This is a genomic window from Runella sp., assembly GCF_965279615.1.
GTDB lineage: Bacteria > Bacteroidota > Bacteroidia > Cytophagales > Spirosomataceae > Runella.
Genome location: NZ_OZ257252.1, coordinates 1,608,382 through 1,625,116, shown reverse-complemented (window position 1 = coordinate 1,625,116; position 16,735 = coordinate 1,608,382). Strand labels below are relative to the sequence as shown.

At 41.2% G+C, this 16,735-nt stretch carries 29 protein-coding genes; 3 read left to right on the top strand and 26 right to left on the bottom strand.

Annotation, left to right across the window (positions count from 1 at the left end):
- Positions 1 to 248: 248 nt before the first annotated feature.
- A complete protein-coding gene (locus tag ACQY73_RS07215) occupies positions 249 to 515 on the bottom strand; it encodes a hypothetical protein (protein WP_428663471.1) in 267 nt (88 codons plus the stop codon).
- Between the two features lie 153 nt (positions 516 to 668).
- Between ACQY73_RS07215 and ACQY73_RS07210 the strand changes: the two genes are divergently transcribed.
- Positions 669 to 1,616: a hypothetical protein gene (locus ACQY73_RS07210; protein WP_428663469.1), complete on the top strand. Its 948-nt coding sequence runs from the start codon at positions 669 to 671 to the stop codon at positions 1,614 to 1,616.
- Here ACQY73_RS07210 and ACQY73_RS07205 read toward each other — a convergent pair whose 3' ends face one another.
- The 23 genes from ACQY73_RS07205 to ACQY73_RS07095 form a co-directional block, all read right to left on the bottom strand.
- Complete coding sequence (locus ACQY73_RS07205) at positions 1,617 to 1,928, bottom strand: hypothetical protein (protein ID WP_428663467.1); 312 nt, start codon at positions 1,926 to 1,928, stop codon at positions 1,617 to 1,619. It abuts the gene before it with no gap.
- Position 1,929: 1 nt separating this feature from the next.
- Complete coding sequence (locus ACQY73_RS07200) at positions 1,930 to 2,412, bottom strand: hypothetical protein (protein ID WP_428663464.1); 483 nt, start codon at positions 2,410 to 2,412, stop codon at positions 1,930 to 1,932.
- 51 nt (positions 2,413 to 2,463) lie between these two features.
- Positions 2,464 to 2,967 (bottom strand): hypothetical protein, encoded by a 504-nt coding sequence (locus ACQY73_RS07195; RefSeq protein WP_428663461.1) that lies wholly within the window; start codon positions 2,965 to 2,967, stop codon positions 2,464 to 2,466.
- 527 nt (positions 2,968 to 3,494) lie between these two features.
- Positions 3,495 to 3,656 (bottom strand): hypothetical protein, encoded by a 162-nt coding sequence (locus tag ACQY73_RS07190; protein ID WP_428663458.1) that lies wholly within the window; start codon positions 3,654 to 3,656, stop codon positions 3,495 to 3,497.
- The gene (locus ACQY73_RS07185) at positions 3,634 to 4,047 is read right to left on the bottom strand and encodes a hypothetical protein (RefSeq protein ID WP_428663455.1); all 414 of its coding nucleotides are present in this window, start codon (positions 4,045 to 4,047) and stop codon (positions 3,634 to 3,636) included. Before ACQY73_RS07185 ends, ACQY73_RS07190 begins: the two co-directional genes overlap by 23 nt.
- Positions 4,031 to 4,378 carry a hypothetical protein gene (locus tag ACQY73_RS07180; RefSeq protein WP_428663452.1) on the bottom strand — a complete coding sequence of 116 codons (348 nt, stop codon included), beginning with the start codon at positions 4,376 to 4,378 and terminating at the stop codon, positions 4,031 to 4,033. Before ACQY73_RS07180 ends, ACQY73_RS07185 begins: the two co-directional genes overlap by 17 nt.
- 11 nt (positions 4,379 to 4,389) lie before the next feature.
- The gene (locus tag ACQY73_RS07175; protein WP_428663449.1) at positions 4,390 to 4,659 is read right to left on the bottom strand and encodes a hypothetical protein; all 270 of its coding nucleotides are present in this window, start codon (positions 4,657 to 4,659) and stop codon (positions 4,390 to 4,392) included.
- A gap of 17 nt (positions 4,660 to 4,676) precedes the next feature.
- A complete protein-coding gene (locus tag ACQY73_RS07170) occupies positions 4,677 to 4,988 on the bottom strand; it encodes a hypothetical protein (protein ID WP_428663446.1) in 312 nt (103 codons plus the stop codon).
- A gap of 21 nt (positions 4,989 to 5,009) precedes the next feature.
- A complete protein-coding gene (locus ACQY73_RS07165; protein ID WP_428663443.1) occupies positions 5,010 to 5,243 on the bottom strand; it encodes a hypothetical protein in 234 nt (77 codons plus the stop codon).
- Positions 5,227 to 5,571 (bottom strand): hypothetical protein, encoded by a 345-nt coding sequence (locus tag ACQY73_RS07160; protein ID WP_428663440.1) that lies wholly within the window; start codon positions 5,569 to 5,571, stop codon positions 5,227 to 5,229. The genes ACQY73_RS07165 and ACQY73_RS07160 overlap by 17 nt, the downstream gene beginning before the upstream one ends.
- A gap of 1 nt (position 5,572) precedes the next feature.
- Positions 5,573 to 5,992 carry a hypothetical protein gene (locus ACQY73_RS07155; RefSeq protein WP_428663437.1) on the bottom strand — a complete coding sequence of 140 codons (420 nt, stop codon included), beginning with the start codon at positions 5,990 to 5,992 and terminating at the stop codon, positions 5,573 to 5,575.
- Positions 5,977 to 6,447 carry a hypothetical protein gene (locus ACQY73_RS07150; RefSeq protein WP_428663434.1) on the bottom strand — a complete coding sequence of 157 codons (471 nt, stop codon included), beginning with the start codon at positions 6,445 to 6,447 and terminating at the stop codon, positions 5,977 to 5,979. The genes ACQY73_RS07155 and ACQY73_RS07150 overlap by 16 nt, the downstream gene beginning before the upstream one ends.
- On the bottom strand, positions 6,402 to 6,665 hold the full coding sequence (locus ACQY73_RS07145) for a hypothetical protein (protein WP_428663431.1): 264 nt from the start codon (positions 6,663 to 6,665) through the stop codon (positions 6,402 to 6,404). The genes ACQY73_RS07150 and ACQY73_RS07145 overlap by 46 nt, the downstream gene beginning before the upstream one ends.
- On the bottom strand, positions 6,650 to 6,967 hold the full coding sequence (locus ACQY73_RS07140) for a hypothetical protein (RefSeq protein ID WP_428663428.1): 318 nt from the start codon (positions 6,965 to 6,967) through the stop codon (positions 6,650 to 6,652). Before ACQY73_RS07140 ends, ACQY73_RS07145 begins: the two co-directional genes overlap by 16 nt.
- Positions 6,964 to 7,230 (bottom strand): hypothetical protein, encoded by a 267-nt coding sequence (locus ACQY73_RS07135; protein ID WP_428663426.1) that lies wholly within the window; start codon positions 7,228 to 7,230, stop codon positions 6,964 to 6,966. Before ACQY73_RS07135 ends, ACQY73_RS07140 begins: the two co-directional genes overlap by 4 nt.
- Entirely contained in the window at positions 7,218 to 7,514 is a 297-nt protein-coding gene (locus tag ACQY73_RS07130) for a hypothetical protein (RefSeq protein WP_428663423.1), read from the bottom strand. The genes ACQY73_RS07135 and ACQY73_RS07130 overlap by 13 nt, the downstream gene beginning before the upstream one ends.
- Positions 7,504 to 7,794 (bottom strand): hypothetical protein, encoded by a 291-nt coding sequence (locus ACQY73_RS07125; RefSeq protein WP_428663420.1) that lies wholly within the window; start codon positions 7,792 to 7,794, stop codon positions 7,504 to 7,506. Before ACQY73_RS07125 ends, ACQY73_RS07130 begins: the two co-directional genes overlap by 11 nt.
- A 108-nt stretch (positions 7,795 to 7,902) precedes the next feature.
- Entirely contained in the window at positions 7,903 to 10,950 is a 3,048-nt protein-coding gene (locus ACQY73_RS07120; RefSeq protein ID WP_428663417.1) for a hypothetical protein, read from the bottom strand.
- Positions 10,951 to 10,980: 30 nt separating this feature from the next.
- Entirely contained in the window at positions 10,981 to 11,601 is a 621-nt protein-coding gene (locus ACQY73_RS07115; RefSeq protein WP_428663414.1) for a hypothetical protein, read from the bottom strand.
- Positions 11,602 to 11,705: 104 nt separating this feature from the next.
- The gene (locus ACQY73_RS07110) at positions 11,706 to 11,966 is read right to left on the bottom strand and encodes a hypothetical protein (RefSeq protein WP_428663412.1); all 261 of its coding nucleotides are present in this window, start codon (positions 11,964 to 11,966) and stop codon (positions 11,706 to 11,708) included.
- Positions 11,967 to 11,968: 2 nt separating this feature from the next.
- A complete protein-coding gene (locus ACQY73_RS07105; RefSeq protein WP_428663410.1) occupies positions 11,969 to 12,121 on the bottom strand; it encodes a hypothetical protein in 153 nt (50 codons plus the stop codon).
- A complete protein-coding gene (locus tag ACQY73_RS07100) occupies positions 12,118 to 12,372 on the bottom strand; it encodes a hypothetical protein (protein ID WP_428663407.1) in 255 nt (84 codons plus the stop codon). Before ACQY73_RS07100 ends, ACQY73_RS07105 begins: the two co-directional genes overlap by 4 nt.
- Positions 12,373 to 12,587: 215 nt before the next feature.
- Positions 12,588 to 12,896 (bottom strand): hypothetical protein, encoded by a 309-nt coding sequence (locus tag ACQY73_RS07095; RefSeq protein ID WP_428663404.1) that lies wholly within the window; start codon positions 12,894 to 12,896, stop codon positions 12,588 to 12,590.
- 97 nt (positions 12,897 to 12,993) lie between these two features.
- Here ACQY73_RS07095 and ACQY73_RS07090 point away from each other — a divergent pair, with 97 nt between their 5' ends.
- A complete protein-coding gene (locus tag ACQY73_RS07090; RefSeq protein ID WP_428663401.1) occupies positions 12,994 to 13,350 on the top strand; it encodes a helix-turn-helix domain-containing protein in 357 nt (118 codons plus the stop codon).
- Positions 13,351 to 13,944: 594 nt separating this feature from the next.
- The gene (locus tag ACQY73_RS07085) at positions 13,945 to 15,123 is read left to right on the top strand and encodes a tyrosine-type recombinase/integrase (protein ID WP_428663398.1); all 1,179 of its coding nucleotides are present in this window, start codon (positions 13,945 to 13,947) and stop codon (positions 15,121 to 15,123) included.
- A gap of 534 nt (positions 15,124 to 15,657) precedes the next feature.
- On the opposite strand, the gene ACQY73_RS07080 is transcribed toward ACQY73_RS07085, so the two are convergent.
- Complete coding sequence (locus tag ACQY73_RS07080) at positions 15,658 to 16,125, bottom strand: transposase (RefSeq protein WP_428663395.1); 468 nt, start codon at positions 16,123 to 16,125, stop codon at positions 15,658 to 15,660.
- A 106-nt stretch (positions 16,126 to 16,231) separates the two neighbouring features.
- Entirely contained in the window at positions 16,232 to 16,675 is a 444-nt protein-coding gene (locus ACQY73_RS07075) for a helix-turn-helix domain-containing protein (RefSeq protein WP_428663392.1), read from the bottom strand.
- Positions 16,676 to 16,735 lie beyond the last annotated feature (60 nt).

Sequence of the window (16,735 nt, the reverse complement as noted above, 5' to 3'; positions counted from 1 at the left end):
TGAAAGTAAGGCAGAGCATAAAAATTATAAGTGCCGATCAATCTTTTGTATAGGTATATACATCAAATTGTCAAGTTTTGTATACTTAATTTCATGTACAGGTTTTGTATACAAAATAGGCAGCTGTGAGGTCCATTTCTATACATGAATCAATTTGCATTTTTTGTACAGTTATACATTCCTTTTTTTATACAGGTCACTAAATAAAAAAAGGCGACAATTAGCCGCCTTTCGATTTTTTCATAAGATTAACACCTTTGACCGATTTCAGCAGGAGGTTTTTCCTCTACTGTCAGAAACCCTTCAAGTACTTTTGCAGGCAGATCAATTATAGGCACCACAGGAGCTTGTACATCCCACGGAGTATAAGTAACACCGGTAATACTAAAATCCAATGAGGGGATTATACATTCGATTTTAGGACTACTGCCTACAAAATCCTTTGTTTGGGTTTCTGTTATTGCTACCGCAAGGAAAATCCCTGCACCCAGCAACATTAGCCTTAAACTTTTCATTTGCGAACACTTAAGTAAACAGTGGCTGCAACGTTACGCCTGTCTTTATGCAAAAAAAATGAAAGTAAGGTAGAGCAAAAAAAAGCTAATTTTGGAAGGAAATATTTTTTGTAAAAATCCATTTAATTTTGGCTGAAATAGCTCGGGACTACTATGATAACAGGAATACCAACATCTGATGATTACAAAGCGATAGGGATTGAATGTTTGCTTCAGGCATATACAAATATCTATGAAGTTGATACATCCAAAACTATGAAAAATGTTCCCAGAAGGGAGATGTGGGGATATCATGCCATAGTCGTGAGAACATCAATTGTATTAGTTCATCAAGGTATAGAGTCTCTATTAAAAGCAAAAATAGCAGAAACAACGCCATTGTTATTAATTGATCAAAAAAGAGGTGACTGGAAAACCATGCCCAATAGTAGTGAGCAAAATTTTTCTGATTTATATACTATTTCCGGAGAAGATTTAATAAGGACTTATTATGCATGTATAATACCGGGTTCAGTTTCTGAAGAGTTTCAAGCTCACTTTGAAACAGTCAGAATTGCAAGAAATCGTATTGTTCATGGAGTTGGTGGCAAATTATTATCACCGGATGAAGTATTAAAATTGATTTTATGGACATTCACCTATTTATTTGGTCAAGATGGCTTTTGGGCCTGTTTTAAAGCAAAATTTGATAATCACCCCGGACACGATGCAAATGCTGATGAGATAGAGGAAGTTGAAGCCTTTCTGTATGATAATTTAGATTATTTAGAATTTGTGCTTAGTAAAAGAGAATTAAATAGACATTTTATAATTGATATAACTAAGAGAAGATATTTCTGTCCTGAATGTGTTGGGGGAAATATAATTAAAATGGGGATAGATGGACCCATAGAAGCTAGTAAATGGGCTTTTTTAAGCCCTAATGAACCTACATCTACTGCTGTTTATTGCTTAAGTTGTGATCAAACTTCAGAGGTTAAAAGAGAGGATTGCAATCAAATTATTAAAGGAAAGCAATGCAAAGGTAATGTTCTTTATATTGAAAACGAAGCAGAAGAAACCAGTTTATGCCTTACCTGTCTTGGTTCTCAAAATGAGTAATCAATATAGATCTTCACTAATTAGTATTGGATTGCTTTGGTCGTGCAAATTATGCAGTAATTGACCTGCCTTTTTTGCTATTTGATACCCTTCTTTGCGGTCAACATATCTATTCAGATTTGTAATAAAGCCCTGTTTATCCCGTCCAACATTTAGCTTACCATCATTATTTCCTAATAAAGCAGAAAGTGTCATATAGCAGTTGTCATGCCTGCGACCACAGATTATCAGACCACTACTTATGTTTTCAGGCTGATGTGGATATTGTTTACCATCTTCATAGTGGATGGCTGCACATAGAATGTATTCCATATTAACTAAACGGATAAAGCCCACTCAAGGCAGGTGTCTTCCCTTCAAATGCAATACTGAAGCCACGCGTGCCGGCCATGATACGATCAGTATCAAAGTCGGCTTTTTCCAGCTTCAGGCCGTGCCATGGTGTGCCGATCAAACGCCAATCACCCACGTGATCTTTGGTACGTACGATAAAGCGCCGATCCTCAGCCCATTCAAACACATCCCTAAACTCGGCATCATCGCCCGGTACCACACAACCCGCTTCTGTTTCGTAAAAAATGCCGGCAGCCGCCCGGCGTTTGGGTTCTCGGAAAAATAGTGTTTCGGGTATGCCATACACGTTAAACCAACGCCACCCCGCAAAAAACACAATTTCGCCACGGTACAAACCGCCGCTTTTGGCTATCCATGTTTGTACGGATTCTACCGGTGCAAACTGCATCAACATCACCCCTGCGGGGTTGGTGTCATCTAATTTTCGGATGATATCTTTCATGATACCACAACATTAGTGCTTAGACTCACCCACAAAAAGGAAAATAAGAACCTACGCGTAGGTTTTCTCGAAAGGAAAACTGCTGAACATGGCCACCATTCCCGCCGAGCGGTGATTGTGAAATGTTCTTATTTCCCGTTCCATATCCAATTCACCGTTGTGCTGATAGCCATATTTTTGGCTGAAAAGATTGAAGCCATCCATTTGCCCGACTTCCTGCATGTACTGATACAGCTCCTGTCTTATCAGCCATTCAACATATTTCACCCAGGGGCGGGTTTCCAGTACGGAAAATATTTCCTGAGGCTGTCCGGGAGTAAAGAAGTTCCAACGTCGATGATGAAAATGGGGGATTTCAATTTCAATCTTTTTCCATCCGGGTTCCATCGAAGTATCCAATACACGGGGGCATTGGGCCGTCCAGTAGAGGTAGCTTGTCAGCACATCACTCCACTCAATTTGCAGAGGCTTGTCATGGTTACATTTCGCGCGAAGCCATGGCGCGGCCAGGTCTGTGACTTGGATCACAAGCGGCACATTGCCGGGGTATCTCATAAGGTGGTCAGGTGGATTAATAATCTCCGAAAGATACGAAGAATCCAAGATATTTATTGCGTGTTCCGGCTCGTTTCAGGCCGTTGTTCTTCTTTCTGTCCGGAATAGCACCCGGCTCCAAAGTGGTTTTTTTTTTGTAACTTTTGTACCTGCGTTTTGTATCCTGATTTTCAGGAGATTAAAAGGTAAAACAGCATAATTGATTTTGTACCCGGGTCTGTTTTTTTTTGTATTTGTACCCTTATCAAGGCCAAAGGCTAATTCTTCTTTTTTATTTTTTGTAACTTCTTACCTTTTAGGTACAAAAAGATAAGAAAATATTATTTCTGCTAAAACCCTGATTTCCACACTATTTAAACCGCACTTTTCCCCAAGGGATAAGAAGTTACAAAAATATTATGAGTTTAAGAGGAGGGAAAGGAGGAAAAGTCAGGGCCTCTCTCTGAGGCACAAAAAAGGCCGCCCCCTCGGGCAGCCTGTTAAAAGGATTTTTTGTATTTTTTTTAGGGAGAAGTATGGCAGGAAAGTTAAACAGGTGTTACCCAATATCCAGACTTTTCCACTACATATTCAATCTTATACCACCGCCACGGCTCTATCCGTTCCTGATGGCTGTCGTATTCGATTCCCCGGGCCATCAGAAACTGTCCCAAGATGCCGGGAATCTCATAAGAACCTTGTGTCGCCATCGGATTTGTTTTTAAAGTGTTTATATATATCCCACCAAGGAGAAGAATCAATCCGGGCAAACGCGTAAAAATCATCAGTCAATACAGGAGGTTCAGGAGGAAACCTAAATCTTAATGACTCCCATTCATCTGACATGATCAGAATTTGGTTAGGGCTAATTAATGGACTGACATGCGTTTTGAACTTTTGAGATAAAAGAGGTTCTAACCCGGAAAGATTAGAACCTAAAATGATTATGAAGGGCTTACCATTTTCAGCTAACCTTTTTAGCGCCTCTTCATGATCGCTGAAAATATGAGTTAATATTTCCAGTTGGGATTCGGGAATATTTTCCCGCTGTATAGTCAAGTGACTCTCAATGTACTCCAAAAGTTCAGCAATGCTCTTCATGTTCTTCACCTTCAGGAGTTATCAATATAAGTGCAGGGTCCGGCCATTTTTCAAAATCCCAACCCTGCACTATCAGTGAGTTGGTGATCTGAGCACTGAAAATAAAGCCCTGCTCCGAGAGCAGGCCCATGGGGCGGGCTTCGTATCCTTCTTTGGGGCATTCCATCGCTTCGGCGTGTTCGGGCTTCATGGCCAGCGCTATGATCTGTTGCTCAGGATTAATTTGCAGCCATCGGGCAGGGATTTTGACTTCTCTTCCATCGCCGCTTGTCACGGTTACGAAAGTGTCATAAGCGGGCCGCTCATCGTCGGTTTTAAAGTCGTTTTGCATAGTTATAGAAATTAATAACCAATTTTTTTAAAGTATTGCCAATCTTTAGTTTTAAACAAATCAGCCACAAATGGCAAAGACTTATCAGTTAGAATACAATCTTTAGGTATTTCTTCCTGTAAACTTCTAATATCAAAATGCACCCATCCCTTGCAGGGCAATTGTATAAAATACCAGTACATCATACCCACACCGTATTTTAAACAATGCCTTACTTCTGTTTTTGTGCCGTTGGCAAATGAAGCCTCTATTCTTTGGTATCCTCTACTAAATTCACTCATTGATTTATTATTTAGCGTTATTCAGGCGTTTTTGAATCCATTTCAATCGGGAGGGGGGCAGGTAAGTCGGTAAGGACTCTTTTGCGCTCATTACAGCCATTTTCATCGCAGTAATTCATTCCGCAGTTACCGTTACAATTTTTGGCAACGGTATCTTTTTGAGTATTGATTGCGTCTAATTTCCAAATAGGAATATTATCCGGAATCACTGCTACTATTTCAGCACCTTGGTCATAAAGTATGGTAGGACGCTTTTCCTGAGGTACCAATAGTTTACCTTTTAAAATAATGTATTGGCCATTGGGTAATAAAAGTTGAAATTCGTGCATAAGATTTCTATTAAAAGGTTACTACTTCCATTTGCAATCACGGCAGTACTGCATGGTTCTATCCCTGACGTACTGTTCTATTTGTTTGGCGGGACGATTCACAAACGTAAAATCGTCCACCACCAACAAATCAAAGCTCTCTACATTTTCAGCATTGGCCCAATGAATCCGCCAGATCAATACGGTGCGTCGTTTATCGTCAATCCAAATACTGCCTTCGGTGAGCATACGCAATTCATCACTTATTTCGGGCATTGGCTTTACAGTATTTATTGAAAAGACCTACGACTGATCGGTTATTGACAAACTTTCTATAGAGATTCAAATCCTTCTGTTGCCGTTTTATTTCAATCCTCGTATTATCGTTGATCTTCTTTTGAATAGCATTTGCCTGTTTAAGCTCAGCATTTTTCTCCCGCAGGTATTTGTTTTCAGCCTCCAGCGTATCATTATCTTTAAGCAATCGGTCGCAATGCTGAGCAAGTATACGTACCTGTACTTCTTTTGGCAGGCTTTGAAATTGCATTTCAACGTCCGTAAATGGTGGCGCTTCCGCGTCTGTTATTCCGGGAACAGTATTCATATCAGTAAGGTTTTTGAGGTGAACCGGTAGTGATTTTTAGTTTTGGTGTAGGATCAATGATTTGATAATGGGTCGGCATTAAATCGTCTTCTGTATTATAGTAGTCTTGGTAGTTATTCCAGACGGCCGTTACAAATTTCCCATCCAACAAAAATCCGATGCGTGTGCCCTTAGGATTATAGTCTTCATCAATCCATTCAGAATGATGCGCAATGACTTCCTCACCCTCAACGAGCGGCATTTCAGCGGTAAGAATCCACTCCTTTTTAGTATCAGAAAACCAGATAAGAAGGCCGTAGAAGGCGCAACAAAGCCAGGCAATTGCCTCAGTATTATCTTTTTCGATAAAGCTCTGAACCATGTACCAAATATTGAAGCCGATAAAAAGGCGCCACCCGATTGTATTTAATTTTTTTGCCATATTAAATTGATTTTAAGTTGTCCGACTTCGTAATGTTTCCCGAATTTTTTACGACGAGCGTTGTCAAAACGGTCGTGTTTCAGATGGCATCGTTGGCAGAGCGCCTTCAGATTTGCCAAATCGTTGTTCTTTATGTCGTGGTCGAGGTGTGCGATAGTGAGTACGATCACCAACCAATCAGCATAAAAATGCGATGCTTTTAAATGGATACGGAGTTTTAGGGCAACTGAAAAGCAGTCAGGCGTTTCCTCATCATCGTATTCATAATAAGCCTCTCTGTCTTCATCCCAGCGGACCACAGCGTAGTTTTTGACCTTACAGCATTCACACGCATTGTTAGCACGGGTCAATACCGCAGGCCGAAGCTCTGTAAACCAGTTTTCAGGATAGAATTTGTAATTGATCGGCATCAGTTGAAAGGCAAAAGGTTGTTGGTCACGATAAATTCCTTCCAATACTTTTCCCTTTTTTTATGAAAAGCCTTTCGAGCATTTACCTGCTTTTTGTAGAGCCGATATTGTACCCAATTACGTCGATCAGGAATGCCGGTCTTTTTGTAGGTTTCATCAACGTTATTGCCTTCAGGAATTTTGCTGAGAATTACTATCCATTTTCCCCCAGGCAGTTCATTAGCCAACTCCATCAATGTGAGGATTTTTAAGGTTGCACACATGCTTCACCTCCTTCCACCACTTCACAAAGCAGTTTTTTATCATTGGTAGTCTCGTGATAAACCTTCACTGATTTAATTTCCATTTCCACCTTGATATAAGTGCTGAGAAATCCGCAATTTATACGGGGAAAATGATCGATTTCAGATTGGATGCCACGCATACAACCGCGCAGATCATCTTCGCTTGCACCGAATATTTTGGAAGTAAGATTCGACTCATATACTACCTTCTGAGTAAGTGCTCTTGCCTGCAAATGGATAAATTTCGATGATTTAGTGTGAGCTACATATTGAAGAATCATCCTTCACCCCCTTTCTGCTTGCTTTTTGATCTCGTAATTTCTACAAGACCATTTTTCTCCATTTCGAGCAATTTGTCATGGTTGAAGCTCATGCAGTAGTCACCCACTGTGCCAAAGGTGCGGCCCTGTTGGTAGACTATTTGGTGCTCCTTTTTTGCCACAGGCTTCACCTTATCAAGGTCTATTAAAACGCAGCAGTTAACAGGAAATACAAAACCGCCTAAGGTGATTGGCTTGAGCTGTCTTACTTTTAAGATTCGCATTTCTCACCTCCTTTCGGCAATGGCAATAGTCGCTTTTTGCGTTTAACTCTGGCAGATTCAGCATGGCATAAATCATCAGGCCATCCAAGTGCTTTTTTTACGAAATTCCCGCCTTTGGCCGCCATCTCGGATTCAGTCACAGATTTCCCCCATGTGACTACTGAAGTAGATCCGGTATTCCCATCCCATGCCACAATGATTACCTGAGAGTAACCGTGTGTCTCACCTATTTTGATTGCATCTGCAATCGGAATCCTGCTGCCTGATTTGTTTTCAGTTTCCATATTCACCTCCTTCCGGCAATACATAAGTGATCTGGCAAAGAAGTACAGTACGCTCCTTGGTATCCCAAATCAGGCCCACATAGCGGCGGCGTGGCGTGGTAGGATGCGGCTTGGGAGTCGATATAAGCAGAGCTTTACGAAGCTCGGGCGCGGCATTCATCACTTCGGCAATGTTAGTCTCAAGCGCAGTTTTTAAGCTTTCGGGCTTCTCGGTTATCTCATGAAACTGACCCTGATTGTGTTTGGCAACCAGGTCTTTCATGTGCTCCATTACTGCCATATAGAGCAGATTGGGCGCTTTTGTCACCTCTTGATAAGAGAGCTGTACCGTTTTGTTTTTAGTCATTATACTCGTGTTTATGTTTAAAAAAAGTTAAAAAGTTACAAATCAGAAGTCCGTTCCTTTGGGGAGTGGTTTGGTCCATTCATCGTCATCGGGGGAGGTGGGGGTAGTGGCCACGGTACGGGATTTGAAATACACCATTTCCTTTTTTACACCACCACCTGCATCGCGCATGATTCGGCCCTGAGAATTATGAAACTCAGAAGGATTATAGATAAGGCCGTAGTATTCAGCGTATTTTTTCAAGTAGTCTGTGAATTTCTGCGTGCTGAGGTCCCTGATTTTCTCAGAATTCATGTAGTCATTTTTCGCCTCTTCCTTGACTACCATCACATTGAGCCGGCCGCTGTCCGGAGCAAAATAGACCTCAGCCCATTCAAAGAATCGCCCTCCCATTGCGCTCAGTAAGTTTCGCTTGGCCAAGTTGTTCATTGGGGGTTTAACCTTCTCAGAAGTGGCAAGGTAGAAGTGCAGGCACTGACTCAGAAAGTTGTAAAAGCGGTTCCAATCGTCGGGCGTAAAGTCGTAGAAGAGGCGTTTTCCTTCAAAATCATCGGCAGGGGAGCGCGTTTCCAGATAGTGGCCATTATTTTCATGATAATAATCCGAGAACGCCGTTACCAACTTTCGCCGCTGGGTCGATTCTGAAAAGTCTCTGTCCCCAAAATTAGAGTCAAACCAAAACTTGGCACTTTCGTCAAAACTTAAGCTGAAGCTCTGCGCATTTTTCGGGTTGGGGGTCATATCCCCGGTGATATCCCCGTAGAAAAACCCAAAATCAAGGTATTCATAGCAGTCATCGACGGTGATCAGGTCGGTCTGCTTCGATACCTTGTCATAAATGTGTGGGTTTTTGGTCAGGTTGGGATTACGGCCCGAGAGCGGCACACAATATCGCCAAATCCAACGAAGCGCCTTTCCTGTTAATGATTTTCCACTACCACCATTACTTTTGGCATCCTCTCCTGCCAACTCGCTCAGCTTATTGTCCATCGCCCAAACACACCAAGGACGTGCCGGGTCTTTATATCGATGCAGCATATAGCCCAAAGCATAGATACGATTAACAAGGTGGTGTTTTTGTTCAGCCCGTTCGGCTTGAGTCAGCAGTGCTCCGCCAATCTCAAATCGGTTTGCCTCCACATACTCCTGAGCCTGTTCAGAAGTGCGCCGTACAAAGAATAAACGCTGCTCTTCGTCACTTAGACCGTGCTCAAGACTGTATTCTTCCTGCTTTTTAGCCGTATCGTATTTTAGCCACAGCTGTGGCCGCTCCTCCAATTCTTTTCTCCAGTGCATCCGGGCTGTCTGGATCATGAACTTGAAAAACATACACTTCATGTCCAAAACCTCAATGTCCCAATGGCCATCCACCTTTTCAATTTTAAAGAATGGGTCCAGTTTTTTAATCCTGGCTTTTTGGCCGGGCTTCGTAGGGTAACTTATTACTTTATCTTCCCACACATATTTACCACCTACAAGCCCCTGATGTTCTTCGATGCCTTTCGGTGTGAGCTTCCAAGTGGCATCAGGAAAAAAGAAGTATTGAAAATCGTAGCCATACGATTTAAAGTCAAGCTCAACGAGTGGCAGGTTCACCAAATTGGAAACACTCAGTTGATTGGTGATGTACATGGAGTTGCGCAGATCCTGCGTAATGTTTTCATCTGTCATGGCTCTTTCTTCCAGGAAAGAATGAATGAAGTTTTTGACGTCGTTGGCCTCGATGCGCGACACTACGTTATCCTGAATACGTATGTAGAAAAAGCCTTCCTTTTCCCGTTCCGATTTATATCGGGCAAAGCCGTTCCGGGTTAAAAAATTATACGCCTGCACATGGTTGAATTTGTATTGATACAGCAGCCGTCCGAACTTGTATTTTTTCTCTCCATCTGCATCATACTGCTGCTCTTCGTCCCAAAACTGATACGGCAGCGCAGTGGCCACCATCCGATCAAAGTCGTATTTTTTCTTTCCTGACTTGAGCCAATCACGCAGATCCTTACTTGTTGCTTTTCCGTTTTCATCCAGCTTCAGGAGTTCATCAGGAAGCCACAGCGTGTATAGCTTCAGGAAGCTGATGGCCAATTGATGCCCCTGCTTACGGCCGGTAGCATCTATGTCAGGAAGGTTATAGATTTTCCATGCGATCTTGCTGAGTTCCTTCCAGTCGCTTGGCTCCAACTGTTCACTTTCCGAATTTTGCCACAAAACCCGGTAGCCCAAGGCAGCCACGTTCAGCGCATCAGAGCCTCCCGAGCATCGAATGATCATAGGCAACCTCACATTCTCCATTTGCTCAATCTCCTTGGCAATATCTTCAGCTGTAGGAGCAAACTCAGTGTCTTTAGTGCCCTGATCATTAAGCTTCTTTTTACGAAGCTCTGTAATAAAATCATGAGCCTGCTTCAATCCGTGAATAAAGTGTTTTGGCTTGGTACCCCGGTACCGAAACCGTTTATCGTGGTCGGCTTTCGGCATATATAACTTTCCCCAAGTGCCTTCATCATAATAAAAAATAGGGAACGTCTCCGAACTGATCCGTTTTAGGTACTTGCCTTTATTTACCGTAGAATAGCTGTGAAGACTTTTGAGATGGTACACTTGAAAAAGCTGTTTTGCGGCCTCAAAACGCTTACTTTCTTCCTTGTCCAATGCTGCCCATGCCGATTCGGTAAGGATGATTTTGCACTCAGCTTCAGTAAATTCCTTTGGCTCTATATCGGTTTGCCCTTCAGCTTCTTCGGGTTTAGCCGGGCGTTCTTCGTATTTCGGTCGGGGTTTGTAGTTGATGGCATCATCTTGGTAATTATAAAATTCCGCTACCATTTTGATCGCATCACCATAGCTGATACTAAGCTTAAATTCAGCCAATCGGATGGCATTACGCCACTTGCCTTCATCGCCAAAATCAGTGGCGCCCCACTCACCGGATTCCATTCGTTTGATAGATGCACTTGCCGACTTCTCATCGCGCATCCTAAACTTCTTGGTGGGGTTGTCAAAGCATTCTTCAGAATCGGGGTATAGGTGAATAATAAAGCGTCGGCCGCCGTCTTCTGCAAACAACTTGGTAATATCAATCTTTGGCATTGGGTCGGGTTATTGGTAAAGGTTGGGTACTTAATTAAGGGAGGCAAAAAGCTCGTTCGGATTAAAAACGGGCTGATGTGGCAGGGGAGGAATGTTTACATCTGTGACACTCAAGCCGCCCAATTTTTCAAGCGTATCGACGGCATGAAGTACTTTAAGCCAGGCATCGCGGTGAGTTTCGGCTTCAATCTTTCCCTTTATTTTCTTCTTATTGATTTTGAAGCTGAAGGAGAAAGTGCTTTTTTCAGACGGTTCAACTATTGATAGAGAAGAATTTGACGAGCCTATTATTGGGCACTCAATTAATACATAACCTGCTGAATTGCTTACATTTAAACTTAGGTCAAAAACAACACTGGCAATTGTGATAATAACCTCAATATCATGCAGTACAAATGATTCTTCAGCTTGTGGGCTAATAGTAATTTTACCAACAAGAAAAGTGCTCAATGAAGATACCATGGCATACGGAACATCATCAAAAACTATTACTTCATCGTCTTTTTTTACATGACTTAAGAATCGCGGATTCGTTAGTTCTTTTATAAATCTAAAATCAACCCATGCGGCTTTCCTGTTTCCAACCAGTTCCTTGGCTTTTCTTGTTTTACCTGACAAGGCAGGCCCGTGGATAATAGTATTCTTTTTCATAATAAAATAAGGTTTGGCCCCTGCTCTCGACCTGCACAACCGGCAGGTTAGAGACTGTTAATTCAAACCCTTAACCAATACCCTTTCGGGAGCAGGGGGATATGTCAGTATAAATCGAAATGTCTTAAAAGGCTTTCCAAACGCAGTAATTCAAGCTGATAGGCTTTTGTCAGCGAAGGGTAAGAATAACTAAACGGCAGTGCGCGGAGGCCATCATTCAGTATTCTGCGGCAGGCCCCTTGCTGAGCCTCAGAGAATATCTTATGCTTTCCGTGGTTGACGGCAAATTCCACATCGGCAACCGTCACGGGTGTACTGTTTTTCAGTACTTTAGGCGAGTTTTGGTATTTGGCGATACGTGGCATAGTCATTGAATGTGTGCACCGTTATCATGTGAATCCCACCAATTTTTACTATCGTAAGATTTCTTTTCCCGACGGTCATAGAAACCAATAGCCACGCATACCCCCACGATCATAAGCCCAACAAATACCCCCAAAGTTTGAGCGAGTGTTTTCATTCTTCAGTGGGGGTTTCGGTCAATAACCCTATTTCAGTGAGGTATTTAACCACATCAGCTTTGGCTTTCTCCAAGTGTTCAGAAAATCGGGACACCAAATGAATCACGATACCGTGCGAATTTTTTGCCCAGGGAAAGCAGTAGCCATGCGAAACCTCTACGGCCCCCAGCACTTTTTCGTCCTTAGGAGCTTCATCAGAAGCCTGAATCAGTTCAGCGCCTACCGCGCTCGTTCGCCAAAATATTCCCATCTTATTTTATCGTTTATGTTTCGAATTAAAACTCTTATGAAGTAGGTAAGGAAGAAGAATCACTGCCGCCAGCAGCGCAATGATTTGAGGCGCAAATGCACTTAGTACAGGATTAATATTCATTGTGGTTTTTGCTATGAGGTGCACGTTTCATTTCCCATAGGAGCCAAGTCCACAGCAGCACAAAAACAATAATCAGTATCCGGTAGCCCATCTTATTTGTCAGTCAAAAGTTTCTTTTTTTGCCACTTATCAAATACAGTTATGGGCTTAGTAGGAGCCTTCAGCATTTGTTCCAGATCTGTCACCAGTTGTGCTGTTTTGGCAAGACCTGCGCGTTTATTGGCCACAGCCGTCATGGTTAGGCTTCCCTGATGTGTATTGTAGGCAGCGTTAAATTCAGCCAGGCATTCCATCCAATTTTTAGGAAGGATATCCTTTAATTTGGCAAACCGTTCACGCCAGTGATCAATGTCGAATTCGACATTTTTTTGCCTTTCAAGCATTTTTTTTTGCTCCTTCATGGTAACTCTGTGTAAATTGCTCACTGTAAAATACTCTATGCAAATGTATATAGATAGATTCTATAATTCAAAGAACGAATCTATAATTTATAGACTTATGACCGTATTTGGAACTAATCTAAAGAAGTACATGGCCTTGAAAGGCGTAACTCAAACTGCCTTAGCAAAGCAATTGGGAATGAAGCAAGGCTCAATCAGCGATTGGTTTCGAAAGGACATTATGCCAGAGGCAAAAAAAATTGGAATGATAGCAGAGATACTTGGAGTGACCACTAACGACCTTCTTTATGAAGTTGGCACCCCACGACAAGAGAAGCAGGATGATATGGTTTTGATAAGTAAAGAAGTGCTTGAAGCAAAAGACCGTGAGATTGAATACCTCCGGCAGATTGTAGAATTGAAAAAAGATAATGATCGCTTAAAAAATATTGAAGTTGTTAATGAGGGGCAATAATTAGGGTGCAAGCGAAAAAAGGCATATACGTAATTTATATAATACGAAAAGTTATCAAGCGGCTCTAGGCATACTTTTCAAGGCAAAAAACCTTCGTAAACATCAACAATAAGCAGTTAAAAGAATGGAGAATTACATGAAACACACAACAAATGTTTCAACAAAAAAATATAAGGCTTTGATTAACACGGCTTTGTTTGAAAAAATGCTCCCCCAGCGGGATCACCGAAAACCTTCTTAGTTTAACGTATTAGCCATTTAGCCCTCCTCCAGAGGGCTTTTTTGCTTTAAGTCCCTAGCCATCTTCGGGGTAAAAGTACCTACTTTTTTGGGTGCACACAAAAAAATTGGGGTACATCATTTTTGGTTTTTAAAAGTCATATTAAATGTGCTTATAAAAGTGCCGACATTTATAATAAATGTACCTTTTTGTGCTAATTTAAGCGAAATATACCCTTCTTAGTAGCTCCAACCGTTTGATAAATAAAACATAATTTATTGGAATATATTTTCAACCTATGTATGGTTTTTGTGATGTGCGACAAGTTTTAAACTATCAAAACACACAAACTGTATGTTAATCAAAAAACCAGAATGAGAATTGTAATCCGCTTCCGGATTCGCACAAAGAAAAACGCGCCAAAAGATGCGATGCTTTACATCTATGTTCGGCTGCGATTAAATGGAGTAGCTGCCCGTTCAGACATGGCTACAGGGGTAGGCTGCCTTCATGCCGATTGGGATAACAAAGCCCAACGTATTCGTGGTCACTCGGAATCTGCACGCCAGCAAAACGCAAAGCTTACTCAAATTCGAGATGATATAGACGCTATCTACAATGAGCTGCGCAAGTATGATAAGCCCATATCTGCTGAAATCCTTAAACAAGCCTACACGACAAAACAAGACCCTACACCAAGGACATTGCTTTATTATTACCGGAAATATATTGATGAAGTAAAAGCAGATGAAGTAAAGGGGGACACTCTGGACTGTTGGCATAGCCGCTACAATACAGTTGAGAAATACATTATCAAAAGCCTAAAACGGAAAGATGTTGAACTAACGGAAATAACCGGGCAATGGTTAATGCAATATGTGAAATATCACAAAAGCTTGGGCAATAGTAAAACCCACTCAGCCAGAGCGGTTGCTTCAATTAAAGCAATGTTAGACTGGACGGTAGTAGAGTCAGTTTTACCTTTTAACTGTACCCTGTCATATAAACCTAAACGAGATAAACCAAAGCCAATCAAATTCCTGTCGCAGGAACAACTAAGTCAACTTGCTAATTGCACATTCTACGATGACAGACTCCAAAAAGTAGTAGATTGTTTTTTAGTTCAAGCCTATACAGGAATGGCTTACAATGAAATACTGAACTTTAATAAGAGGCATATTAAAATCGACAAGGAAACGGAGTGGATAATGATCTACCGAAACAAATCAACCGAGTTAAGCAGTATCCCTGTATTTGTAACAACAAAAGCCCTGCTTGAAAAATACAACTATAAATTACCGGTAATTTCTAACCAAAAAATGAATGACTTTATTAAAGAAGCTGCGACAGTTGCGGGGCTAGAAAACGCCTTTGAAATCTCCACACACGTAGCCCGAAAAACGGCAGGTATGTATCTGCTCAATGCCGGGCTTCGCATAGAAAGTGTTAGTAAAATTCTAGGGCATAAGTCAGTAAAGGTTACGGAGAGGCACTATGCCACCCTGCTTACATCCGGTCTCGCTGATGATTTACGCAAGAATGGATTGATTTAATTTGGAATATTTCAGCAAAACAAGCCTTAACAAATTACCAAGGCTTGTTTTGCGTACGATAAATCTTCACCTTTTCCTACCTAAGTACCTGTTGAGAGTCTATTTTCATTAATCTGGCATAGTCACAGTTGGGAGGATTGAAAGTTCATTGATTCCGGAGAATAAAAGCAAAGTGTTTTTAGCTTGGGTAGGGCTGAATTTGTGTTTTAAACACCATTAATCTATGTTTGTGATCACAAAACTCCACTCCAAAACCATGCTGTTTAAAACATTAAAGTTACACAGGGGAGAAATTGCCATCTATGCCTTCTCCGGACTTATATCAGGCTTTTTGCTTACCATATTATTTGTATACGTCTTAAAACTAGTGCATTATCAATTTAATTTTATCTATTAATTTCGTTATATCTGGTTTTCATTTTGTTACGGGCTTTTTCCGTGGTAAACGACCAATTCACTTTAATAGCATTGTTATTTCTATTTTGTTGCCAAATCAATGCCTCAGATTCAAGTATTTCCATTGTTGGAATTCTTCTATCTAAGCATTGTCTTGAGAGAGCCGAAAACTCTATTTCTGCCATATTTAACCGCACGGGCGGCCCCGCAAGACCCATGTTTAGGTGTATAGTGGAATTCAAGTTTTTTCTTAATTTGGCGAGCCTCTTCAACCGGCAAGTTTTCATAAAATGAACCGTACGAATGAGTATTGTAATTGTCTTGAACAAGTTTTATTTTATCACTATTGGGATAATGAGTACTAATTAACCATTTCATAAAATGAGCATAATCGGCCTTGTTTTTGGTTTTTGTTACCATCAGATAACGCTTACCGGCATCTATGTCATAAGCTAATAAAACATTACAAACCCCCTTTCTTATATATTCCTGATGCTCTTTTTTAGTACAATTTGGTTTAGGGGGAATAGGTGTTAGCACCTCATCTAATAATTGACAGGGACGTTCCCGCGACGGCGTACCGTTCAAAACAGATTCTTGGCACATTTTCCTGCAAAGTTTCGGCATATAAATCTAAAATATCTTCCATATTAGCAAGATATTCGCCTGTAATAGTACCAATGCACCACCGCATCGGCGGTCCGAATTTGCTTTAACCAAGGCTTAAGCCTGCTTTTTTTAAAACTTGGCGTATAGATTCATTGGATATGGTTTCAATATAGTGTAACGTAACCAGTTTCTCATTGATGAGCGATAAAGTCCATTTTGCCGAACCTGTCGGAGCATCACTACAGGCAATACTTGTTATTTGGGCTTCCAGGCGTTCTGTTATTTTGGGTGGTTGACCGCTGCGAGGTAATTCCTCTAATGCACTCGAAAGACCCCCTGCAAAATATCGTTTCTTGATTTTATAATAATTATTGCTGTCTATACCCAATTCAGATTGTATTTCAAGGCGGCTTTTGCCGGAATCAAGCAATAATAAAGCCTTGGCCCTTATGATTTTACGACTTTTATGTGTGCCTTTTTTGGTAATGGATAGTAATTCGGCTTTTTCAGTATCCGTTAAAGTAAGTGCTCTTGAGTGCCTTGACATGAGAATAAAGTGAGTTTATTCTCAAATTAAATACATAAAATTAAATTGTCAATACACTAG